The following is a 21,602-nucleotide window of genomic DNA, read 5'->3' as shown; positions in this document are numbered from 1 at the left end:
GCGATGATGGAAAGCGCTTTCACACGCCCAGGCTAGAACTGGGCTGGCTTCCTGCACAACACCCGTACGAGTGATGGAAAGCGCTTTCCTAATCGGGCAGACTGAGACTGCGACGGACAAGACGAAGACGGCCCGGCCACCGAGTGCGGGGCAGGAGGAGGGGTGCGACATGGCGGTGACTCTCGCCGAGGTCGCGGCGCACGCGGGCGTTTCGCCCGCCACGGTCTCGCGTGTACTGAACGGGGGCCACCCGGTGGCCGGAGGCACCCGGACCCGGGTGGAACAAGCCATCGAAGAACTGGGATACATCGCCAACGGCCCGGCCCGGGCCCTCGCGGCCGCCACCTCCGACCTCGTGGGCGTACTCGTCCACGACGTCGCGGACAGCTTCTTCGGCATCATTGCGGGAGCCTTCCAGAAGGCGCTGGCACCGACCGGCCAGGGGGACGGACGCAGGCTCGCCGTCGTCTGCAACACCGAGGGCGTTCCCTCGGCCGAACTCGACTACCTCGCCCTGCTGGAGGGCCAGCGGGCAGGCGGAGTCGTCCTGACGGGCGGGGCGGTGGAGGAACCGCACCACAGCGCCGCGCTCACCGCCCGCATCAGCCGCATGGCGCTCGCCGGCACCACGGTGGTGCTGTGCGGGAGACCGCCGCTGGCCGTGCCCGCCGCACTGCCGGTCGCCACCGTCATGTTCGACGACCACGGTGGAGCCTTCCGCCTCGCGGAGCACCTGCTGACACTCGGCCATCGGCGCATCGCATACGTGGCCGGTCCGCCGGGGCTGAGCACCACCCGGGAACGGCTCGCCGGACACACCGCCGCGTTGCGACGGCACGACCCCGCCCTGCCCGAGGCCTGTGCCCCGCTCACCGTGCACGCCGGCTTCGAACGCTCCGCCGGGTATGACGCCACCCGCGAACTGCTCCGCCGCGGGGCGCCCTTCACCGCCGTCGCGGCGGCCAACGACACCGTCGCCGCCGGTGTGGCCGCGGCCCTGGGAGAAGCAGGCAAGCGCATTCCCGAGGACGTCTCGGTCGCCGGCTTCGACGACCTGCCGTTCAGCGTGGACACCGCGCCCGCCCTGACCACCGTCAGGGTCCCGCTGCGGGAGGCGGGCGTGCTCGCGGCCCAACTCGTCACCGGCCGCAGACCGGCGCCCCCGGGCCGCATCACCACCCTGCCCACCGAGCTGATGGTGCGGGCGTCCACGGCGCCGCCCAGCGAAGGGAGCCGACCGTGAAGTACGCCTTCTCCACGCTCGGCCTGCCCGGGACCCCGCTCGCGCGCAGCGCCGCCCTCGCCGCCGAGCACGGGTACGACGGCCTGGAACTGCGGGCCCACCCGGAGGAACCCCTGCATCCCGGCAGCCCCAGCGGCGACCGTGCCGTGGCCCGGCGTACCCTCACCGCCGCCGGGGTCACCGCCCTCGGGGTAGCGGGATACGCCGAGGTGGCCGCCGCCGGGCGAGACGGGCCGGTCCTGGCCGAACTGCACTCCCTGGTCCGGCTCGCCGTCGATCTCGAAGCCCCCTACGTCCGGGTCTTCCCCGGCGGCGGGAGCCTGCCCGAGGCGGACGCGGATGACAACGCCGTCCGCAGACTGCGTGCCGCGGCGCCGTATGCCGAACTGCACGGTGTGCGGATCCTGCTGGAGACCCACGACTCGCACACCACCGGGACCGCCGCCGCCCGGGTGCTGGAGCGGGTCGGGCATCCGGGCGCCGGGGCGCTGTGGGACGTGCTCCACACCTGGCTGGGCGGCGAGCAGCCCGCCGAGTCGTGGCCCGGCCTCGCGCCGCACCTGGGCTACGTGCAGGTCAAGGACGTGGCCTCGGCCCGTGACCTGACGCCCCTCGGCCTCGGCGAGGGAGTCCTGCCGCTCGCCGGAGTGACGGCCCGCATCCCGTCGGACGGCTGGCTGTGCTGGGAGTACGAGAAACGCTGGTTCCCCGGAGCAGCGGACCTCCCGGGCCGGTTGACGCAAGGCCGGGAGCATCTGGTGCGGCTGCTGCGCGGGCACGATGAGCAGGGCGTGCCGGCCGCCGAGGCGGTCCGTGGGCCACAGGACCCGGTCGGGGGGCCGCCATGACCAGACGGCCGTCCCGCGGTCGGCCGGGAGGCCGGTGCTCGGTGCAGCGTGGTCCCGTCCCCGTCCGGCGGCCGGGGCACGGGCCCGCGCGGGGAGCCCGGTGCAAGCCGTGCCGCCCGGAGGCGCCGCATGGAGCAGGCCGCGTACGCTCGGCTCCGTGCCCCGTAAACCGAGGAAACCCCGCCGGCTGGTCGCCGACGGGCGCGAGTACCTGTGGACGCTCCGTCACCGCCACCGCGTGCTGGACGGCGGCCGGTCCGCGGACTGCCGCGAAACCCTCACGCTGTACCCGCAGCCCACCGGCACCGGCACCGGCAGCCCGCTGCGCATCGTCTTTGCCGCTGGACCGGACCGCTACGTCCCGGGTGGAGCGCCCATGGGCTCCGGGGACGTGGGATATGTCCGGGGCGGCGGGCTGAACCTGCACGAGCCGGGCGCCGTCCGGGCCCTGCTCGACGCGGCGCGGGCCCGCGGGTGGCAGCCGGGGGAGCGGCGGCCGGTGGAGGTCGACGGCTGGCTCCTGCTGGAGGAGGCGGCCGCCGCGCGGGCCGATGCCGCTCCGGCGGCCCCATAGTGTGTTGAGCGCGATAGTTGCCGCTCGAGCAAGCCAGTTGGCGACTGAGCTCGACAGTTGGCGGAGTGCCGGGGCTCCTCATGGGCAGGTGGGACGGTGGGGTAGCGCGGACCGGCCCCCGGAGCGGAAGGGGCGTTTCGTGTTCGAGGAATTCGCCACCAGGACGGTGCGCACCACTGAGGCGTCCGTCTTCGTTCGGTACGGGGGCGAGGGCCCGCCTCTCCTGTTGTTGCATGGCCACCCGCGCACGTCGGCGACTTGGCACCGGGTCGCGCCCGTCCTGGTGCGGCGCGGTTTCAGCGTCGTCTGCCCCGACCTGCGCGGGTACGGGCGCTCCCGCGGCCCGGCGCCCGCTAGGGATCACGTCCCGCACTCCAAGCGCGCGGTGGCCAAGGACATGGTCGAGGTCATGCAGACGCTCGGGCACCAGCGCTTCGGTCTCGTCGGCCACGACCGGGGGGTTGCCGTGGCGCTCCGCCTGGTGCTGGACCATCCCTCCGCGGTGACCCGGGTGGCGTTCCTGGACGGCCTGCCCCTGAGCGAGCACCTGACCGTGCGGATGCCCGGTTCGCCACCGCGTGGTGGCACTGGTTCTTCTTCGCCCAGCCGGAGATCCCCGAACGCGTCATCAACGCCGATCCCGACGCCTGGTACCGCGGCGACCCCGAAGCCATGGGGCAGGAAAATCACGACGAGTGGCGGACCGCCACCCGCAATCCAGACGTCGTCCGCGCCATGCTGGAGGACTACCGCGCCGGGCTCACCGTGGACCGCCAACACGAGGAGGCGGACCGCGCCCGAGGCGCGCGGATCGACTGCCCCGTCCTGGTCCTGTGGTCGCTACGCGACGATCTGGAGGACCTGTACGGCGACCCGCGCACCATCTGGCGCGACTGGGCCGACGACGTCCGGGGCCACGGCATCGACGCCGGCCACCATGTGGCCGAGGAAGCCCCCGGCCCGCTCTCCGCCAGCCTGGGCGACTTCTTCAAGCTGACGCTGCCTCGCTCCGCCGCCGGATAGCCGTGTGTCCGCGGTGCGACGGCGCTCAGGCGGAGTAGGCCAGCCGGTCCGGGTCGACCGGGTAGCGGAAGGCCAGGCCGCGGGCGTAGCGCTCCAGCTCTCCGACGGCCGTCGCGGCCAGGCGGTCCAGTTCACCGCCCAGTGAGCCGGCCACATGAGGGGTGAGGAGCACGTTCGGCAGGTTGAAGAGCGGCGAACCCTCGGGCAGCACCTCGGGCTCGGTGTGGTCGAGCACGGCGTGCAGCCTCCCTGTGACCAGTTCTTCCGTCAGCGCCGCGGTGTCCACGAGGGACCCCCGGGCGGTGTTGATCAGCGTGGCACCGTCGGGCATCAGGGCCAGCCGGGCGGCGTCCAGGAGGTGACGGGTCCCGGGCAGCTCGGGCGCGTGCAGGCTCACCACGTCACTACGGCTGAGCAGTTGGTCGAGCACACAGGACTCGCCGCCGAGCGCCGCGATCTCGGCCTGGTCGGCGTACGGGTCGTGCACCAGCACCCTCAGGTCGAACGGGCGCAGCAGCTCGAGCACCCGCCGTCCGATGAGCGAGGCACCGATGAGACCGACGGTACGGCGGTAGTTCCCGACGGTCGGATAGCGGTCCAGCAGATCCATGGGACCACGGGCCGAACGGTAGGCGTGGGCGGACTCCAGCACCCGCTTGTTGGAGAACAGGATCGCGGCGAGCGTGTACTCGGCGACCGGCACCGCGTTGGCGGCGGCAGCACTGGAAACCAGCAGACCGCGGTCCCAGCAGGCGTCGGTCACATGGTGCTTGACGCTGCCCGCGGCGTGGACGACGGCACGCAGCCGGGGCATCCGCTCCAGCGCGTCGGCGTCGAGGGACGGGCAGCCCCAGCTGGTGAACAGCACCTCCGCTTCGGCGAGGCGGTGGCTCAACCCCGGGTCGTCGTCGCGGAAGTCGCTCAACAGGAGTTCGGGGTCCAAGTCGGCGACCCGTACCAGCTTGGGCAGCACCCGGCCGCTGAGAACGGCTGCCCGGGTGCCGGGGCTCATGGCGAGGACGGTGGCCGGTCGACGCGGAGTACCGGAAGGGGAGGAAGGGGTCACTTGACGGCTCCTGCGGTGAGACCCGAGCGCCAGAAACGCTGGAGTCCGAGGAAGGCGAGCACGAGCGGGAGGACGGAGACGAGGGATCCGGTGATGACGAGCGGGTACAGCTCGGGCTGCTGGTAGACGCTGCGGTTCCACATGAACAGGCCCAGACTGACGGGGTAGAGCCGCTCGTCGTTCAGCATGGTCAGGGCCCCGTAGAAGTTGTTCCAGATGGCCGTGAAGGTGAACAGGAAGATCGTCACAAAGCCCGGCCACAGCATCGGCAGCGACACGTGGGCGAAGAGCCGCAGTTCACCCGCCCCGTCGACGCGGGCGGCGGCCAGCACTTCGTGCGGGACGTAGCCCTCGGCGAAGACGCGGGCCAGATAGACGCCGAAGGGGTTGACGAGGGCGGGCAGGAGATAGGCCCAGTAGGTGTTCACGGCCCCGGCGGCCGAGGCCATGAGGTAAAGGGGCAACTGGAGGACGGTTGCCGGTACGAGCACCCCCGCGAGGACCACGCCGAAGAGCCGTTCCTTGTGGCGGAACTCGTAGGCGTGGAAGGCGTAGCCGCAGGCAACGCTGATCAGGGCGGAGAGGGCGGCGCCGGCCACGGTGTACAGGAGGCTGTTGGCGAGCCAGCGCCCGAAGATGCCGTTGTCGTAGGTGAAGACGTCGCCGAGGTTGGCGAGGAGGTTGAAGCCGCCGGGGGAGTACGGGCCGGTGGCGAAGAGGTCCCGGCGGTCCTTGGTCGCGGCCAGCACGAGCCAGGCGAGGGGCATCAGGGTGTAGGCGGCGACGAGGAGGAGCGCGGCGTTGACGGCTGTCCTGGACAGGATGCGGGGGCGGGAGCGGGGGCGGGAGCGGGGGTGGAGCCGAGGACGGGAGTGCGGGCGGCGGCCGGGGGTCACGGCGGTGGTCATGCGGACCTCCAGCGGTTGCCGAGCTTGGTCACGACGTAGGAGGCGGCGCCGCGGTCTGCTGTGCGCCCGCCGAGGAGGACCAGTACGTGATCTCCACGGGCCCGTGCGCCGCACCCGCCGGACCCGGCTCCGGCGAGGCCTGCCCGCCCCCGCAGGCCGTGGCGAGCAGGACCACCGAGACGGCCGAGGAGGTGAGGGCGACACGGCCCGGGAAAGGCGAACGCGGCGTTCCCGACGGGCGGGACGTGGAACGGAGGCGGAAGCTGCGCGGCATGGTTCGGCTCCTACGGACGACCGCTGGACACGGCGGATGGGAGACCGCTGCGGCGGGGAAGGCGCGGCGGATGCGAGAACGCGCCCATCTTTTGCGCGAACCCACACACCGTCAAGAGCGAATGCGCAACTCGATCAAAACAATCACTTCAACCAGGGCCGCGAGCGAGCCGGCGCCAGCGCCGGTTTCACGAACGAACCGTCAGCCGCGGCAGCAGTTCCAGGTGCTGGCCCGCCCCGCCCTGTCCCGCGCCCCCCAGCCGGTCCAGCAACAGCCCCGCCGCCCGCGCGCCGACCTCCCGCTTCGCCGGCGCCACCGCCGTGAGCGGTACGTCGGCCAGCCCGGCCACCTCGTCGTCGTACGTGATCACCGCCAGGTCCTCCGGCACCCGCACGCCGCGCGCCTGGAGCCGGGGGATCAGCATGATGGCGTCCGTGTCGCTGTGGATCAGGGCGGCGCTGACCCCGCCCACCGTCACCGCCTCGCACAGGTAGTCCAGCGTCCGGGCGAACCGTTGCGCCACCGTCAGCGGCTCCGCGGAACCGCCGGCCGGCCACGGCGGAGCCGGCTCCAGGCCGAGCGCCGCCACCGCCGCCTCGTACCCCGACCGCAGCCGCCCGGTCGTCGGCGTCTCCTGGCTGGCCAGCGCGATCCGCCGGTGCCCCCGCTCCACCAGGTGCTGCACCGCGAGCGCCGCCCCGTGCGCGTGGTCCGACCCCACCCGGTCCAGCGCGGCCGCCGGGTGCCCGGCCGGCGCCCACCTCTCCACCAGCACCGTCGGCACCGGGAGCCCGGCCGTCCAGGCGCCCTCCCCGGGGCCGGGCGCACCCGCCTCCCAGTTCGGCGTCAGCAGCAGCCCGTCGGCCCCGGTCGACAGGAGCCGGTCCGCCTGCGTACGGTCCTCGCCCGGCAGGTACCGGGTCAGCCCGACCGTCAGCCGCGCACCCCGCGCCTCGACCACCTCCCGGGCTCCCCGCACCACGTCGGCGTAGTAGTACTCGGTGGTCGGCACCACCATCCCGATCACCAGACCGGCCCGCGTGCCGGGCCGCTCGGACGCCTTGGCGCTCGCCGCTTCGGGCGGCCGCCGCTCCACCCGGCTGATCACCCCGTGCATCCGGTGGATCTCGCCCCGGGCCGCCATCGCCTCGATGTCCCGCCGCAGCGTCACCGGCGAGATGCCGAGCTCCCGGGCCAGGTCCGCGACGCGCACGCTGCCCCGCTCCCGGACGAGCGCGAGCACCTGCGCCTGGCGCTGGTCGACATGTGGTCTCAAGGCTTCCCCCTGCGGTCGCGGTCGTCCGCAGTGCACCCGCGGCCGGTCCCCGCCCATCATAGAGAACCGAAACGATCGATTCGATCGAAGGCGTTCAACCGGTCATTGACGGCGTGGGCGGCGCGTTCATATATTCGGCACAGACCCGCCCCGCACGCCAGCATCTCGAACCCCTCCCGGGAGCCCCGCGCATGCTCACGCACGACCAGGACGGATCCCCGCGCACACGAACCCACGACCAGGACGGATCCGCGCGCGACCTCACCTACGACCCGGACGGATTCCGGCGTGGCGGCCGCCCCCACCGCATCGTCTCCGGGGCCCTGCACTACTTCCGTGTCCACCCCGACCTGTGGGAGGACCGGCTCACCCGGCTCCGCGCCCTCGGCGTCAACACCGTGGACACCTACGTCCCCTGGAACTTCCACGAGACCGCCCCCGGCAAAGCCGACTTCACCGGCCCCCGCGACCTCGCCCGGTTCCTGACCCTCGCCGCCGGCCTCGGCCTCGACGCCATCGTCCGCCCCGGCCCCTACATCTGCGCCGAATGGGACTTCGGCGGCCTGCCCGCCCGCCTCCTCGCCCTCGACGGCCTGCACCTGCGCTGCTCCGACCCCCGCTTCCAGGCCGAGGTCGACGGCTGGTTCGACTGCGTCGTCCCCGAGCTGCTGCCGTTGCTCGCCGGCCGCGGCGGCCCGGTCGTCGCCGTACAGATCGAGAACGAGTACGGCTCGTACGGCAACGACGCCCGCTACCGCGCCCACGTCGAGCAGGCCCTCACCGCACGCGGCGTCGACTGCCTGCTGTTCACCGCCGACGGCCCCGAAGACGCCATGCTGCAAGGCGGCATGCTCCCCGGCCGGCTCGCCACGGCCACCTTCGGGGCCGAACCGGCCCAGCGCCTCGCCCACCTGCGCCGCTACCAGCCCACCGGCCCGCTCGCCGCCATGGAGTTCTGGATCGGCTGGTTCGACCACTGGGGCGAGCAGCACCACGTCCGCTCCGCCGACGAAGCCGCGCGGTCCCTCGGCGAACTGCTCGCCACCGGCGCCTCCGTCAACCTCTACATGGCCCACGGCGGCACCAACTTCGGCTTCTGGGCCGGCGCCAACCACACCGGCTCACGCCCCGGCGACCCCGGCTACCAGCCCACCACCACCAGCTACGACTACGACGCGCCGATCGGTGAGGCGGGCGAACTCACCCCCAAGTTCCACGCCTTCCGCGAGGTCATCGGCAAGTACCTACCGCTGCCCGACGGCCCCCTGCCCGGACTCCCGCCCCGCATCACCCCCGCCCTCGCCACCCCCGCCGGCGCCGCGCCGCTCCTGGCCCACCTCCCCCTCCTCGGCGGCGCCCCCGTCGCGCGCCCCGCGCCCGAGCCCATGGAGAAACTCGGCCAGGACCACGGCCTGATCCACTACCGCACCACCGTCACCGGCCCCCGCCCCGCCATGCCCGTACGGATCGACGGCCTCGGCGACCGCGCCTACCTCTTCGCCGACGGCCACCTCCTCGGCGTCCTCGACCGCAACGCCCCCGACGACGGCATCGACCTCCCCGTCGACGAAGGCGGAGTCGTCCTCGACGTGCTCGTCCGCGCCCAGGGCCGCGTCAACTACGGCCCGCTCCTGGACGACCGCAAGGGCATCTGGCGCGGCGTCCGCCACGGCCACCAGCACCTGTTCGAGTGGGAGGTACGGCCCCTGCCGCTCACCGACCTCACCGGCCTGCGGTGGTCACCCGAACACCCCGAGCAGGGCCACCCCGCGTTCCACCGTTTCACCCACACCCTCCCCACCGCCCCCGCGGACGGCTTCGTCGACGTCGGCGGCTGGGGCACCGGCCTGCTGTGGCTGAACGGTTTCCTGCTCGGCCACTACGACACCCCGCGCGGCCCGCAGCGCACCCTGTACGCCCCCGCGCCCCTGTGGCGGACCGGCGAGAACGAACTCGTCGTCCTCGAACTGGAACGCCCCGGTGCCGAACTGCCCCTGCGCGACCAGCCCGACCTCGGCCGCCCCACGGTCGTCACCCTCCAGTGAAAGAGAAGGCCCGTACGTGAAGCGCACCGGCGCCCGGCTCGCGGACGGCCGCGAGATCCTCTACTACGACGCGCAGACCGACCCCGAAACCGACGGCGCCACCCGCGCCTTCCCCGACACCCGCGCCCTCGACCCCTCCGCCCTCGTCACCACCTCCGAGGTCCGCTGCGACCCGCTCCTCGGCGACGCCGTCGTCATCGCCTCCCACCGCCAGGGCCGCACCCACCTGCCGCCCGCCGACGCCTGCCCGCTCTGCCCCTCCACACCCGGACGGACGAGCGAGGTCCCCGCACCCGACTACGAGGTGGCCGTCTTCGAGAACCGCTACCCCTCCCTCGCCGGAGACACCGGACGCTGCGAGGTCATCTGCTTCACCCCCGACCACGGGACCTCCTTCGCCGAACTGGACGAGGAGCGCGCCGCACTGGTCCTGGCCGCCTGGACCGACCGCACCGCCGAACTCTCCGCCAGGGAAGGGGTCCGGCAGGTCTACTGCTTCGAGAACCGGGGCGCCGAGACGGGCGTGACCCTCGCCCACCCCCACGGCCAGATCTACGCCTTCTCCTACGTCACCCCCCGCACCACCCGCATGCTCGCCACCGTCGCCGCCCACCGCGAGCGCACCGGGGGCAACCTCTTCGAGGAGGTACTCGCCCACGAGCGGGCCGACGGCAGCCGTGTCGTCCTCGAAGGCGAGCACTGGACCGCCTTCGTCCCCTACGCGGCCCGCTGGCCCTACGAAGTGCACCTCTACCCGCGCCGCCGCGTCCCCGACCTGCCCGCCCTGGGCCAGGAGGCGCGCGCCGAGTTCCCCCGCCTGTACCTGGAACTGCTGCGCCGCTTCGACCGTCTCTTCGAGCGCCCGGAGCCGACCCCGTACATCTCCGCCTGGCACCAGGCACCCACGGGCGAGGGCCGCGACCACGACGACTTCGCGCTGCACCTGGAGCTGTTCACCGTCCGTCGCGCGGCCGACAAGCTCAAGTACCTCGCCGGAACCGAATCCGGCATGGAGGCCTTCATGAACGACATCCGGCCCGAGGACGCGGCCGCGCGCCTGCGCGAGGTGGCGAGCCCGTGAACGAGACGGCGCGCGCGTTCCGCGACCTGTACGGACACCGGCCGCACGGGGTGTGGGCGGCCCCCGGCCGGGTCAACCTGATCGGCGAACACACCGACTACAACGACGGCTTCGCCCTGCCCTTCGCCCTCCCGCAACGCACCGAAGTGGCCGCCGCCCCGCGCTCCGACGGCCTGCTGAGGCTCCACTCCGCCGCGACCGGCTCCGGGGTGGTCACCCTCGACCTCGTCGCCCTCGACCCGGCACACCGGCCGCGGGGAGCCGACGGCTGGGCCGCGTACCCGGCCGGGGTGGCCTGGGCGCTGCGCGAGGCGGGGCTCCCGGTCGGCGGCGCGGACCTCCACGTACGCTCCGACGTGCCGACCGGAGCAGGACTGTCCTCCTCCGCCGCCCTGGAGGTGGCGACCGCCCTGGCCCTCACCGAGCTGTACGGGCTCACGCCCACCCGCCCCGAACTGGCCGCCCTGGCCCGCCGCGCCGAGAACGCGTACGTGGGCGTGCCCTGCGGGATCATGGACCAGACGGCCTCCGCCTGCGCCACCGAGGGCCACGTCCTGCGCCTGGACACCCGAGGCCCCGCACACCACGCCATCCCCTTCGACTGCGCCTCCGCGGGCCTGAGCCTCTTGGTCATCGACACCCGCGTCAAGCACGACCTGGCCGACGGCGCCTACGCCGAACGCCTCGCCTCCTGCCACGGGGCGGCCGCCCGCCTGGGCCTGCCGGCGCTGCGCGACCTCGCGTACGAGGACCTGGACCCGGCACTGACCCGGCTCGACGATCCGGTCGCACGCCGGCGGGTCCGGCACGTCGTCACCGAGAACGCACGCGTGCTGCGGGTCGGTGCGCTGCTCGACGCCGGACGGCTGCGCGAGACGGGACCCCTGCTCACCGAGGGCCACGTCTCCCTGCGCGACGACTACGAGGTGTCCTGCCCGGAGCTCGACCTCGCCGTGGCCACCGCCAACGCGGCGGGCGCGTACGGGGCCCGGATGACGGGAGGGGGCTTCGGCGGCTCCGCCCTGGCCCTGATCGACGCGGAAGCCGAACCGGCGGTGGTCCGGGCCGTGACGGACGCGTTCGCCCGCGCCGGCCACGCCCCGCCCCGCATCACCGCGGCCACCCCCTCGGCGGGCGCGGCCCGCGTCGCGTAGGGACGGCCTCAACGCCCCTCGGTGCAGAAGACGCACCCCTCCCACCACGGCAGCGCGTCCAGCACCCGGTGGCGGACGCAGGAGGCACACGCCGCCCCGGGTGCGTCGGGCATCACCTCGCGTGCCCGGGATCCGGCGGTCTCGGGGTCGAAGTCCCCGACCATGGAACGGAACTCCCTCAGGTACCCTTCCGCCCGCGCGGGCTCGTAGGACAGCTCCTCCCACCGGTGGCGGCCGAGCGCGAGGTCGACGACGTCGAGCACGAACCCCTTGGCCGCCGCCCGCTCCGCGGGCGTCCCGCCCCAGTCGAGGTCGCCGAGGCGGAAGCCGACCACGCCCCGCCCCATCACGTTCTGGTCCTGCAGCGTCAACAGGGCGGCGAAGCGGAAGTGGCAGGGTTCCCGGGCGAGCGTGGACACCGCCAGGACCAGTACGTCGACGAAGACGGCGGTCGCGTTGTTGTTCAGGTCCAGGCAGCGGCCCTCCGCCCAGTGGAAGAGGTTCGACATGTCATCAGTGTGGCGCACCCTTGCGTTGCCGGCCTTGCGGCGAAGGGGGCTGCGTAGACTGCCGATTTGATCCAGAACCTGTCCGACGAGTGTGGAGGAAGAACCCGTATGCGCTATCTCCCCCTGGGCAATTCAGGGCTCCTGGTCTCCGCCGTCGGCCTCGGCTGCAACAACTTCGGTGGACGCCTCGACGCGCAGGCCACCCGGGCCGTCGTGGACGCCGCACTCGACGCGGGCGTCACCCTGTTCGACACCGCCGACATCTACGGCGGGGCCGGCGGCTCCGAACGCCACCTCGGGCAGGCGCTCAAGGGACGACGCGACCAGGTCGTCCTCGCCACCAAGTTCGGGTACGACGGCGTCGACATGGGGTACGGGCCCGCCGCAGGGGCCCGTGGCGGCCGTGCGTACATCCGGCGCGCCGTCGAGGAGTCCCTGCGCCGCCTGGAGACCGACCACATCGACCTGTACCAGCTGCACAGCCCCGACCCGGCCGTTCCCGTCGCCGAGACCCTCGGCGCCCTCGGCGAACTCGTCACCGAGGGGAAGGTCCGCTACATCGGCCACTCCAACCTCAGCGGTTGGCAGCTCGCCGAAGCGGCCCACACCGCCCGCGAGACCGGCGCGACCCCCTTCGTATCAGCTCAGAACGAATGGTCGCTGCTCCAGCGCTCGGCCGAAGCGGAGCTCGTCCCGGCCGCGCTGCACTACGGAGTCGGCGTCCTGCCCTACTTCCCCCTCGCCAACGGCCTGCTCACCGGCAAGATCCGCCGGGGCGCGCCCGTCCCGGCCGGCTCCCGCCTCGAAGGGCGCGACGCGTACCTCACCGAGGAGCGGCTCGACACCGTCGAGGCCCTCGCCGCGATCGCCGAGAAGTACGACCGCACCGTTCTCGAACTCGCCATCGGCTGGCTGTCCGCCCAGCCGGCCTGCTCCTCCGTCATCGCCGGCGCCACCTCCGCCGAACAGGTCCGCGCGAACGCGGCAGTCGCCGACCGCCCGCTGGAAGCGGAGCTGCTCGCGGAGATCGACGCCGTCGCCTGAGCGGGCCGGCCGCCCCGTACGGAAGCCGTCGACGACCCCCTGCGGTCCTCGACGGCTTCCTTCACGTGCGTACGGCCCCGGCCGCCCTCAGGACACGATGTCCTTCCGGGCGAACCCCCGGAACGCGAGCGCGAACAGCACCACCGCGTACGACACCGACACCGCGGCACCCTTGATCATCCCGCCCCACTCCAGCTGCGGCTGGAGCGCGTCCGCCCACGCGAACTGCCAGTGCGCGGGCAGGAACTCCCGCCAGGAGCCGAGCGCGGTCACCGCGTCCAGCACGTTCCCGACGATCGTCAGCCCGACCGCACCGCCCACCGCGCCGAGCGGCGCGTCGGTCCGCGTCGACAGCCAGAACGCCAGCCCCGCCGTCACCAGCTGCGACACGAAGACGAACACGACGACCAGCGCCAGGCGCGGCACGGCGTCACCGGCGTCCAGCGCACCGCCGGTGGGCAGCCTGAGCGGGCCCCACCCGTACGCGGCCGTGCCCGCCGCCAGCGCCACTACCGGCAGCAGCACCATCGCCGCCAGACTGAACCCCAGCGCGACCACGAGCTTGCTCCACAGCAGCCGCGCCCTCGGCACCGGCGAGGCCAGCAGGTAGCGCAGCGAGGACCAGCTCGCCTCCGACGCCACCGCGTCCCCGCAGAACAGGGCCACCGGCACCACCAGCAGGAACCCCGCCGACACGAAGAGGCAGGTCGCCGCGAAGTTGGCGCCCGAGGCGGTGGCGGTGTCGATGAGCGTGACCCGCCCCTCCGCGCCGCCCCGGCCGCCGCCGTCCTGACCTCCGCCCACCGCGAACGCGATGATCATGATGAAGGGCAGCGCCGCCAGCACCCCGCCCATCACCAGCGTCCGCCGCCTGCGCCACTGCCGCAGCGCCTCCACGCGCAGCGGGAGCGTCCGCCCGGGCCGGTACCCCGGGGCCGTCTCCACCACAGCCGTCACGCCGCACCTCCGATCAGCGTCAAGAACGCGTCTTCCAGCCTCCGGTGCGGGCCCACCGCGGACACCGGGACCTCCAGCCGGACGAGTTCGGCGATCAGCCCGGCGGCGCTCGCACCGTCGAGCCGTACGAGCAGCCCCGCATCTGCGGCCACCACGGAACCCACTCCCTCCAGCGCCGCCACCTTCTCGACCACGCCCTCGTCCACCGGCCCGGCCAGGGCCACCAGCAGGGTGTCCCCGCCACCGGTGATCTCCGCGACCTCACCGGCCCGCACGAGCCGCCCGCGGTCCATGACCACCAGGTGCGTGCACGACTGCTCGACCTCCGCCAGCAGGTGGCTGGAGACGATCACGGTCCGCCCGCCGGCCGCGTACCGGATCATCACGTCCCGCATCTCCCGGATCTGCGGAGGGTCCAGGCCGTTCGTCGGCTCGTCCAGGATCAGCAGGTCCGGCATCCCGAGCATGGCCTGCGCGATCGCGAGCCGCTGCCGCATGCCCTGCGAGTACGTGCGCACCGCGCGCTCCAGGGCGTCGCCGAGCCCGGCGATCTCCAGCGCCTCCGCCATGTGCGCGTCCTCGGCGGGCCGGCCGGTGGCCTGCCAGTACAGCTCCAGGTTGGCCCGGCCCGTCAGGTGCGGCAGGAAACCGGCGCCCTCCACGAAGGCCCCGACCCGCGACAGCACCGGGGCCCCGGCCCGCACCGCGTGCCCGAACACCCGGATCTCCCCGGCGTCCGGGGTGATCAGCCCCATCAGCATCCGCAAGGTGGTGGTCTTCCCGGCGCCGTTGGGCCCGAGCAGACCGAGCACCTGGCCCTTCTCCACCCGGAACGACAGGTCCTTTACGGCGTAGCGGTCGCGCGCCTTCGCGTAGCGCTTCGTCAGCCCGGTGATCTCCAGGGGTACGTCGGCCCGCGCGGGTTCGGGCTGCGGTGCGCCCGGCCGGGTCCCGCCGCGACCCCCACCGGTCCTCCGGATCCCCAAGATCCCCGCGGCCAGTGCCACCGCCGCGAGCGGCAGCCCCCAGGTCCAGGCGGGCAGTCCGCCGGGCGCCGTCCGCACCCCGTCGGCGACGGGCACCGTCAACGGCCCCTCCACGGCCACGGTGTACGTGGCCGGCTCGGCGGGGGAGGCGTAGCCCAAGTCAGTGGCCGCCACCACCAGTCGCAGCCGGTGCCCGGCCTCGACGGCGTGGTCGACGGCCGGAAGCCGCAGCTCCACGCTCCGGCCCCGCCCCGCGTCCGTCACCCGTACCGGCGCCGCCAACTGACCCGGCAGCACCGCCTGCCGCCCGTCGGGCCCGACGTCGTACACCTTGCCGAACAGCACCGCCGAACCGTCCGCGGCCGTCGACCCCACCCTCACCTTGACGGTCGGGGTGCCGGTGATCCGTACGCCCTCGCCCAGCGGCTCCGACTCGAACCGGGCGTTCTGCCCGGGGAAGTCGAGCGACAGCCCCGCTCCGAAGGCGGCGAGCTGTCCGCCGATGCCGGGCAGCGAGGACAGCGACGGCGGGCTCGCACCGGCCGGGTTGACGAAACTCTGCTCCCGGCCGACGAGGGCGAACCCGCGCGGGCCGGAGGACAGGCCGGGGTACTCGTCGCCGCTCGCCCCCCGCAGCCGCACGGCGCCGTCGGTCGAGTCCAGTCCGCCGGAGCGCGAGACCCGGAACACGGGACCGGTGGCCGCGCCTTCGTCGCCCTTGAGGTACCGGTCGAACCAGGCGGTCACCCGAGCCTCGACCCGGACCGCCTCGCGCATCCCCCCGTCATGGCCGCCGGCCGCCCAGTCCACCGCCACCGGAGCACCGTTCGCGGAGATGGCCCTGGCCATGGCATCGGCCTGGTCCAGCGGGAAGAGGGAGTCGTCCTGGCCCTGCACGATCAGGGCCGGCACCTTGATCGCGCCGCCGACGGCGGACGGGCTGCGCCGCTCCAGCAGCGCACGGGCCTCGTCGTCGGGCTTCCCGGACACCGCGACCCGCTCGTACATCGCGCAGAGCTCCGGCTGGAACCGTCCACAACCGGCCGCGGAGGCGGCCGCGGATCCGGTGGCGGAGGCGGCTCGGGGCCCGGCGGCCGGCTGACCCGGCGTCAGGCCCTGCGCCGAACCGGTGGTGAAGAAGACACCGGCCCACAGCTTCTTGAACACGCCGTTCGGGAAGAGGGAGTCGGCGAGGTTCCAGTACGTGATCTGCGGGGCGATCGCGTCCACACGGCGGTCGTACCCGGCGGCCAGGAGCGCCGCCGCACCGCCGTAGGAGGCCCCGGCGACCCCCACGCGCGGATCGCCGGCCGCGTCGAGGCGCACCTCGGGGCGCAGGGCGAGCCAGTCGATGAGCCGGGAGACGTCCTTGACCTCGTGGTCGGGGTCGTTCAGCCCGATCCGGCCGCCCGAGTGGCCGAAACCGCGCGCCGACCAGGTGAGGACGGCGTACCCGTCGCGGGCCAGCCGCTCCGCCTGCGCGCGGACGTCGTCCTTGCTGCCGCCGAAGCCGTGGCCGAGGAGGACGGCGGGACGTTTCCCCGTGCCCCCTTCCCCCTCGCCGGCGGTGAAGTACGAGAGGTCGATCCCGGCACCGGGCATCTGCACCACCCGGTCCATGCGGTGCACCGCCGGGCCGTCGGCGGAGGCCACGGCCGTGACGGTGCCGGTCGCCGCCAGGACGGCGACCGCGGCGGCGCCGGCGAGGAGACGGTCCCGGCGGCGCCGGGGGAGTCGGAGCTTCATACGGGAACCCTACGGGTCCGGCCGCGTGCGCCGAGGAGCCCTCAGGCTGAGCCCGGGACGTCCTCGAGGACTACACCGGCGGCCCTGGATACCGCACTCGCGGTACGCGTCGCCCGGGCCCCCTCGCCGCGACCCGCGCCCCGACCTGCGCGGGGCGCCCGACGGCGGCACTATGGTCCGCATGCTGCTGGCCGAGGTCGCTCGCGTGTCCCGGGAGGTCGCCGAGACCTCCGCCCGCTCCCGCAAGACCGCCCTGCTCGCGGAGCTGTTCGCCGCCACGCCGCCCGAGGAGGCGGCGCTTGTCATCGCGTACCTCGCCGGACGGCTGCCGCAGGGCCGCCCCGGAATCGGCTGGAGCGCGCTCGGCCGGGAGGTCGCGCCCGCCGAGCGGCCCACCCTGACCGTGGGCGCCGTCGACGCTGCCGTCACCCGCCTCGCCGCCGTCTCCGGTGCCGGCTCGCAGGCCGAGCGGCGCCGCCTCCTGGACGGCCTGTTCGGCGCAGCCACCGGCCCCGAACAGCGGTTCCTGCGGAGCCTGCTGTCCGGAGAGGTGCGCCAGGGCGCCCTGGACGCCGTCGCGCTGGAAGGGGTGGCCGCCGCCGCGGGGGTGCCCGCCGCCGCACTGCGCCGGGCCGTGATGCTGGACGGCTCGCTGCCCCGGGTCGGGGCCGCCGTCCTCGCCGAAGGCGCCGAAGCCCTGCGGGCGGTCACGCTGCGCGTCGGCCGGCCCGTCCAGCCGATGCTCGCGGGCACCGCCCCCTCAGTGGCCGACGCGGTGGCCGCGCTCGGGCCCTGCGCCGTGGAGGAGAAGCTGGACGGCATCCGGGTACAAGTCCACCGCACGGGAGAGGACGTACGCGTCTACACCCGCTCCCTCGACGAGATCACGGGCCGGCTCCCCGAGGTGGCCGCCCTCGCCCTCACCTTGCCCGGCGACCGGTTCATCCTCGACGGCGAGGTCATCGGGGAGGGCGCCGACGGCCGCCCGGTGCCCTTCCAGGAGATCGCGAGCCGGGTCGGGTCCCGGCTGGACGTGGCGGCCGCCCGCCAGACCCTGCCCGTCAGCGCCTACTTCTTCGACGTCCTGGCCGCCGGGGACGACATCCTGCTCGACCTGCCGGTCCGCGAGCGGTACGCGGTGCTCGCGGAGCTGGTGCCCGAGACCTCCCGGGTGCGCCGACTGGCCGTCGAGGACCCGGCGGAGCAGTCGGCCGACGCCGAGGCGTTCGCGGCCGAAGCGCTGCGCCGGGGGCACGAGGGCGTGGTGGTCAAGGGCCTCGACTCTCCCTACGCCGCCGGCCGGCGCGGCAAGCAGTGGCTCAAGGTGAAACCGGTGCACACCCTGGACCTCGTCGTGCTGGCCGCCGAGTGGGGCCACGGGCGGCGCACCGGCCTGCTGTCCAACCTGCACCTGGGCGCACGGGCCGCGGACGGAAGCTTCGCGATGCTCGGCAAGACCTTCAAGGGCCTCACCGACGAGATGCTGCGCTGGCAGACCGAACGGCTGCGGGAACTCGCGGTGCGCGAAGAGGGTTACACCGTGTGGGTACGTCCGGAGCTCGTGGTGGAGATCGCCTACGACGGCTTGCAGCGTTCCCCGCGCTACCCGGCCGGGGTCGCGCTGCGCTTCGCCCGGGTGCTGCGGTACCGCCCGGACAAGAACGCGCAGGAGGCGGACACGGTCGAGACGGTGCTCCGCGACCGCACGACCGAGGACCGCACGACCGAGGACCGCACGACCGACGACCGCACGGACTGAGGCTCTTTGCCTCAGAGGCAAGAGGAATTGTCAGACAGGCAAATCTCTGGCTCAATCGGAACATGACCACCGGTCCCGCCCCCGGCTTCGAGACCCACGCCGACGCCGACGAACCCGCCGAAGGCGAGGCGCTGCCCGCCGTCGCGCCGCAGCTGCGCGAGTTGCGCCGCCGCGCCGGACTGACGCTGGAAGCCGCCGCCGCCCGGGCCCGGCTCTCGCCCGCACACCTGTCCCGCCTGGAGACCGGGCGGCGCCAGCCGTCCTTGCCCCTGCTCCTCGGCCTCGCCCGCACCTACGGCACGACCGTCTCCGAGCTGCTCGGCGAGACCCCGGCCGTAGCCGATCCCATCGTAAGGGCGGGCGGACCCGGGGCCCGCGAGTCGGACGGCTGGACGTACTGGCAGGCCGGCGGCTCCGGCCGCGGCATGCAGGCGCTGCGCGTGCACGTCCCGGCCGGCCGCGGGCAGGGCGAGCTGGTCCGCGTCCACCCCGGCGAGGAGTGGCTGTACGTGCTCACCGGCACGCTGCGGCTGCACCTGGGGGAGGCCGAGTACCTGCTGGAGCCGGGCGACAGCGCGCACTTCGACTCGCTCACCCCGCACCGGATCGGTGCGGCGAGCGCTGCCGGGACGGACATCCTGTTCGTCCACACCCTGCTGCAGAGCAGCCTCGCCGGGCTGTGCCTCGGCGGGGCGGCCACGAACCCCGTCAACCCCCGCTGACCGAGGAGCCGCACCCATGCCCCCCACCCCGTCGCCCGAGCAGCCCGTGGGCGTCCTCAAGCGCATCGAGTCCAAGTTCCCGCGCGGGCTGGTCATCCGGCTCGTCGCCTACCTCTTCGTGGGCCACCTCTTCGCCGGCTTCGTCTACATGCTCTTCGTCCTCGGGGCCCGCAACCAGTGACGGCGCGGTGGCCGGCGCCGCACCCAGCCGAGCACCAGCACCGACGCCACCGCCGCGAACGCGCACCAGGTGGAGGCGAACTCCAGCCGCCACAGCCCCGCACAGACCACCGCGCCGGCGGCCAGGACCGCCCCGAGCAGCCGCAGCCGGCGGTCACCGCCGAGCAGCAGGGCACCCAGCGTGGCGAACAGATAGCCGGCGAGGACCGGCGCCGGGTACGGCACGTCGACGCCGTAGCCGATGGTGCGGCCGCGGATGCCCGCCGACACGGGGCCGGTGGCGAGGCAGTACGCGAGGACGCCGGCCGTGGCGAGGCCGGCGGCCACCGGCCACCACAGCCGTCGCGGCGCCCCCGGCCCGGACGCCAGCAGCACCCCCAGCGACACCCACGCCGGCAGCACCGGCAGGGCGATCGCGGCCCACGCGGTGGCGGCCGTGCCGCAGCCCCCGCCGGAGTCCCAGACGGCCGCCTCCAGCAGCTGGTGGACGCCGAGCAGCAGCGGCAGGGCGGCGACGGGCAGATCGCGCGCCCGCCGCACGCGCAGCACGCAGGCCGCCCCCACGGCGGTGATGACGGTGCCCGCCGTCAGGTCGGCCGTCGCGCTCCAGCACATCGCGGTGCGAGGGCCTCACCCCTTGGCCGCGCGCGGAGGTTCGCGGGGCGCCTCCGCCGTCCGCGGCGGTTCCAGCGGTGGCGAGGCCACCCCGCAGCACGTGCGGCACAGCGGGTGGCACGCCGTCGGAACGGGGTTGCGCACGGTCGTCCACGCCAGCACCGCTCCCACCACGAGCACCCCCGCGCACCAGGCCATGGCCCGCCCGAAGGCCGCGTCGAAACGCGTCGCGGAGAGGTAGGAGTCGGGGCCCATTCCCGCGAGCAGCGGCAGCGCGGCCACCGCGAGCAGCCCGGCGGCCCGCGCGGCGGCGTTGTTGATGCCGCTGGCCAGGCCGGCCCGGCCGGGATCCACCGAAGCCAGCACCGTCGCGGTCAGCGGAGCCACCAGCGTCACCATCCCCATCCCCATCACGACCAGCGCGGGCAGCACGTCCCACGGGTACGAGGCGCCCGGTCCGACGCGCAGCATCAGCAGCATCCCGCCCGCGCACAGCAGCGGGCCCACGGTCAGCGGGAGCCGCGGCCCGATCCGCTCCCCGAGGGCCCCCGCGCGGGCCGAGAGCAGCAGCATCAGCGCCGTGGTCGGCAGCAGCGCGGCCCCGGCGGCCATCGCCGAGTACCCGCAGACGACCTGGAGCTGGAGCACCACGAGGAAGAAGAAGCCGCCGAAGGCCGCGTACACGCACAGGGTGACGAGGTTGACGGCCGTGAACTGGCGGGAGGCGAAGATCGACGGCGGCACCATCGGGTACTGCCTCCGCCGCTCGACGCAGACGAACAGGACTCCCAGCAGCAGGCCGCCCACCGCCGTGGCGACCACCAGCGCGGTACCGGACCGGGCCTCGATCAACGCGTAGGTGAGCAGGCCGAGCGCGGCGGCCCCGATCACGGCTCCCGCCACGTCGAACCTCCCGTGCGCCTGCGGATCCCGTGACTCCGGTACGTGTCTCAGCGCCACCGGCACGCACAGCGCGGCCAGCGGCACGTTCAGCAGGAACACCCAGCGCCAGCCGGGCCCGTCGACCAGCCACCCGCCGAGGAACGGCCCCACGGCCGCGCCGACACCGCCCAGCCCGGACCACAGACCGACCGCCCGAGCCCGGTCGCCGCCCCGGATCGAACCCTGGATCAACGCGAGGGAGCCGGGTGTCAGCAGCGCCCCGCCGATGCCCTGGAGGGCGCGGGCTCCGATCAGCACACCGGCGTTCGGTGCGATCCCGCACAGCAGGGAACCGGCGGCGAACCACACGACGCCCAGCACGAAGACCCGCCGCCGCCCGAATCGGTCCCCGAGCGCCCCGCCGACCAGGATCAGCCCGGCCAGGGTCAGCAGGTAGGCGTTCACCGTCCACTGGAGCACCGAGAGGTCGGCGCCGAGGTCCTTTCCGATGCTCGGCAGCGCGACGTTGACCACCGTCGAGTCCAGCAGCGCCATGCTCGACCCGAGCACGGTGGTGAGCAGGATCCAACGCCCCCGTGCCGAGGCCAACGGCACATCGGGCACCCCACCCTCGACGGGCGGCGGAACCACCCGCCCGACGGACGGCTCACGCGGCGGCTCGACAGCTCCGGTCATGCCACCAGGCTCAC

At 74.0% G+C, this 21,602-nt stretch carries 20 protein-coding genes; 11 read left to right on the top strand and 9 right to left on the bottom strand.

What is annotated here, in order from left to right; all coding sequences use genetic code 11:
* Positions 1–169: 169 nt before the first annotated feature.
* The 4 genes from OG861_RS03955 to OG861_RS03940 all read left to right on the top strand — a co-directional run bounded on the left by OG861_RS03955 (position 170) and on the right by OG861_RS03940 (position 3,662).
* On the top strand, positions 170–1,243 hold the full coding sequence (locus tag OG861_RS03955; protein ID WP_329200470.1) for a LacI family DNA-binding transcriptional regulator: 1,074 nt from the start codon (positions 170–172) through the stop codon (positions 1,241–1,243).
* The gene (locus tag OG861_RS03950) at positions 1,240–2,091 is read left to right on the top strand and encodes a sugar phosphate isomerase/epimerase family protein (protein ID WP_329200472.1); all 852 of its coding nucleotides are present in this window, start codon (positions 1,240–1,242) and stop codon (positions 2,089–2,091) included. The genes OG861_RS03955 and OG861_RS03950 overlap by 4 nt, the downstream gene beginning before the upstream one ends.
* A gap of 157 nt (positions 2,092–2,248) precedes the next feature.
* Complete coding sequence (locus tag OG861_RS03945; RefSeq protein ID WP_330261229.1) at positions 2,249–2,665, top strand: hypothetical protein; 417 nt, start codon at positions 2,249–2,251, stop codon at positions 2,663–2,665.
* Positions 2,643–3,662, top strand: a complete 1,020-nt coding sequence (locus OG861_RS03940; protein ID WP_443064452.1) for an alpha/beta fold hydrolase — start codon at positions 2,643–2,645, stop codon at positions 3,660–3,662. The genes OG861_RS03945 and OG861_RS03940 overlap by 23 nt, the downstream gene beginning before the upstream one ends.
* A gap of 51 nt (positions 3,663–3,713) precedes the next feature.
* Here the strand turns inward: OG861_RS03940 and OG861_RS03935 are convergent, their stop codons facing one another.
* The 4 genes from OG861_RS03935 to OG861_RS03920 all read right to left on the bottom strand — a co-directional run bounded on the left by OG861_RS03935 (position 3,714) and on the right by OG861_RS03920 (position 7,212).
* Positions 3,714–4,700, bottom strand: a complete 987-nt coding sequence (locus OG861_RS03935) for a hydroxyacid dehydrogenase (RefSeq protein ID WP_329200478.1) — start codon at positions 4,698–4,700, stop codon at positions 3,714–3,716.
* Positions 4,701–4,750: 50 nt separating this feature from the next.
* Complete coding sequence (locus tag OG861_RS03930; RefSeq protein ID WP_443064451.1) at positions 4,751–5,662, bottom strand: carbohydrate ABC transporter permease; 912 nt, start codon at positions 5,660–5,662, stop codon at positions 4,751–4,753.
* Positions 5,663–5,690: 28 nt separating this feature from the next.
* The gene (locus OG861_RS03925; protein ID WP_330261228.1) at positions 5,691–5,936 is read right to left on the bottom strand and encodes a hypothetical protein; all 246 of its coding nucleotides are present in this window, start codon (positions 5,934–5,936) and stop codon (positions 5,691–5,693) included.
* Positions 5,937–6,123: 187 nt separating this feature from the next.
* Positions 6,124–7,212 (bottom strand): substrate-binding domain-containing protein, encoded by a 1,089-nt coding sequence (locus tag OG861_RS03920; RefSeq protein ID WP_329200484.1) that lies wholly within the window; start codon positions 7,210–7,212, stop codon positions 6,124–6,126.
* Positions 7,213–7,403: 191 nt separating this feature from the next.
* Between OG861_RS03920 and OG861_RS03915 the strand changes: the two genes are divergently transcribed.
* Genes OG861_RS03915 through galK form a run of 3 tightly spaced genes read left to right on the top strand, consistent with a single transcriptional unit; the run spans position 7,404 to position 11,492 of the window.
* Complete coding sequence (locus tag OG861_RS03915) at positions 7,404–9,257, top strand: glycoside hydrolase family 35 protein (RefSeq protein ID WP_330261227.1); 1,854 nt, start codon at positions 7,404–7,406, stop codon at positions 9,255–9,257.
* A gap of 16 nt (positions 9,258–9,273) precedes the next feature.
* On the top strand, positions 9,274–10,338 hold the full coding sequence (gene galT, locus OG861_RS03910) for a galactose-1-phosphate uridylyltransferase (RefSeq protein WP_330261226.1): 1,065 nt from the start codon (positions 9,274–9,276) through the stop codon (positions 10,336–10,338).
* Positions 10,335–11,492 carry a galactokinase gene (gene galK, locus OG861_RS03905; protein WP_330261225.1) on the top strand — a complete coding sequence of 386 codons (1,158 nt, stop codon included), beginning with the start codon at positions 10,335–10,337 and terminating at the stop codon, positions 11,490–11,492. The genes galT and galK overlap by 4 nt, the downstream gene beginning before the upstream one ends.
* Positions 11,493–11,500: 8 nt before the next feature.
* Here galK and OG861_RS03900 read toward each other — a convergent pair whose 3' ends face one another.
* Positions 11,501–12,001 carry a hypothetical protein gene (locus OG861_RS03900; protein ID WP_329200491.1) on the bottom strand — a complete coding sequence of 167 codons (501 nt, stop codon included), beginning with the start codon at positions 11,999–12,001 and terminating at the stop codon, positions 11,501–11,503.
* Positions 12,002–12,109: 108 nt separating this feature from the next.
* Between OG861_RS03900 and OG861_RS03895 the strand changes: the two genes are divergently transcribed.
* On the top strand, positions 12,110–13,045 hold the full coding sequence (locus OG861_RS03895) for an aldo/keto reductase (RefSeq protein WP_329200493.1): 936 nt from the start codon (positions 12,110–12,112) through the stop codon (positions 13,043–13,045).
* A gap of 87 nt (positions 13,046–13,132) precedes the next feature.
* Here OG861_RS03895 and OG861_RS03890 read toward each other — a convergent pair whose 3' ends face one another.
* Together OG861_RS03890 and OG861_RS03885 are read right to left on the bottom strand one after the other, a co-directional pair.
* A complete protein-coding gene (locus OG861_RS03890; RefSeq protein ID WP_329200494.1) occupies positions 13,133–14,002 on the bottom strand; it encodes an ABC transporter permease in 870 nt (289 codons plus the stop codon).
* A complete protein-coding gene (locus OG861_RS03885; protein ID WP_329200496.1) occupies positions 13,999–16,734 on the bottom strand; it encodes an alpha/beta fold hydrolase in 2,736 nt (911 codons plus the stop codon). Before OG861_RS03885 ends, OG861_RS03890 begins: the two co-directional genes overlap by 4 nt.
* A 181-nt stretch (positions 16,735–16,915) precedes the next feature.
* Here OG861_RS03885 and OG861_RS03880 point away from each other — a divergent pair, with 181 nt between their 5' ends.
* From OG861_RS03880 to OG861_RS03870, 3 genes are all read left to right on the top strand, one after another.
* Positions 16,916–18,493 (top strand): ATP-dependent DNA ligase, encoded by a 1,578-nt coding sequence (locus OG861_RS03880; RefSeq protein ID WP_330261224.1) that lies wholly within the window; start codon positions 16,916–16,918, stop codon positions 18,491–18,493.
* A gap of 62 nt (positions 18,494–18,555) precedes the next feature.
* Positions 18,556–19,215 (top strand): helix-turn-helix domain-containing protein, encoded by a 660-nt coding sequence (locus tag OG861_RS03875; protein WP_329200500.1) that lies wholly within the window; start codon positions 18,556–18,558, stop codon positions 19,213–19,215.
* 16 nt (positions 19,216–19,231) lie between these two features.
* Positions 19,232–19,396, top strand: a complete 165-nt coding sequence (locus OG861_RS03870) for a DUF6126 family protein (RefSeq protein WP_329200502.1) — start codon at positions 19,232–19,234, stop codon at positions 19,394–19,396.
* Here the strand turns inward: OG861_RS03870 and OG861_RS03865 are convergent.
* Both OG861_RS03865 and OG861_RS03860 read right to left on the bottom strand, forming a co-directional pair.
* The gene (locus OG861_RS03865; RefSeq protein WP_329200503.1) at positions 19,360–20,010 is read right to left on the bottom strand and encodes a DUF6629 family protein; all 651 of its coding nucleotides are present in this window, start codon (positions 20,008–20,010) and stop codon (positions 19,360–19,362) included. The two genes, OG861_RS03870 and OG861_RS03865, sit on opposite strands and share 37 nt — an antisense overlap.
* 15 nt (positions 20,011–20,025) lie before the next feature.
* Positions 20,026–21,516, bottom strand: coding sequence for an MFS transporter (locus OG861_RS03860; RefSeq protein WP_329202580.1), 1,491 nt, complete (start codon positions 21,514–21,516; stop codon positions 20,026–20,028).
* Positions 21,517–21,602: the final 86 nt, after the last annotated feature.

Origin of the sequence: Streptomyces sp. NBC_00539, assembly GCF_036346105.1 — a bacterium.
Classification (GTDB): domain Bacteria; phylum Actinomycetota; class Actinomycetes; order Streptomycetales; family Streptomycetaceae; genus Streptomyces.
Note: the sequence above shows the minus strand (reverse complement) of the source record. Positions and strands in the feature narration are given on the sequence as shown.

Coding starts and splice junctions, on each gene's coding strand:
- OG861_RS03955 (WP_329200470.1), top strand. CDS start 170: ATGGCGGTGACTCTCGCCGAGGTCGCGGCGCACGCGGGCGTTTCGCCC.
- OG861_RS03940 (WP_443064452.1), top strand. CDS start 2,643: ATGCCGCTCCGGCGGCCCCATAGTGTGTTGAGCGCGATAGTTGCCGCT.
- OG861_RS03935 (WP_329200478.1), bottom strand. CDS start 4,700: ATGAGCCCCGGCACCCGGGCAGCCGTTCTCAGCGGCCGGGTGCTGCCC.
- OG861_RS03930 (WP_443064451.1), bottom strand. CDS start 5,662: ATGACCACCGCCGTGACCCCCGGCCGCCGCCCGCACTCCCGTCCTCGG.
- OG861_RS03925 (WP_330261228.1), bottom strand. CDS start 5,936: ATGCCGCGCAGCTTCCGCCTCCGTTCCACGTCCCGCCCGTCGGGAACG.
- OG861_RS03915 (WP_330261227.1), top strand. CDS start 7,404: ATGCTCACGCACGACCAGGACGGATCCCCGCGCACACGAACCCACGAC.
- OG861_RS03900 (WP_329200491.1), bottom strand. CDS start 12,001: ATGTCGAACCTCTTCCACTGGGCGGAGGGCCGCTGCCTGGACCTGAAC.
- OG861_RS03895 (WP_329200493.1), top strand. CDS start 12,110: ATGCGCTATCTCCCCCTGGGCAATTCAGGGCTCCTGGTCTCCGCCGTC.
- OG861_RS03885 (WP_329200496.1), bottom strand. CDS start 16,734: ATGAAGCTCCGACTCCCCCGGCGCCGCCGGGACCGTCTCCTCGCCGGC.
- OG861_RS03880 (WP_330261224.1), top strand. CDS start 16,916: ATGCTGCTGGCCGAGGTCGCTCGCGTGTCCCGGGAGGTCGCCGAGACC.
- OG861_RS03875 (WP_329200500.1), top strand. CDS start 18,556: ATGACCACCGGTCCCGCCCCCGGCTTCGAGACCCACGCCGACGCCGAC.
- OG861_RS03870 (WP_329200502.1), top strand. CDS start 19,232: ATGCCCCCCACCCCGTCGCCCGAGCAGCCCGTGGGCGTCCTCAAGCGC.
- OG861_RS03865 (WP_329200503.1), bottom strand. CDS start 20,010: ATGTGCTGGAGCGCGACGGCCGACCTGACGGCGGGCACCGTCATCACC.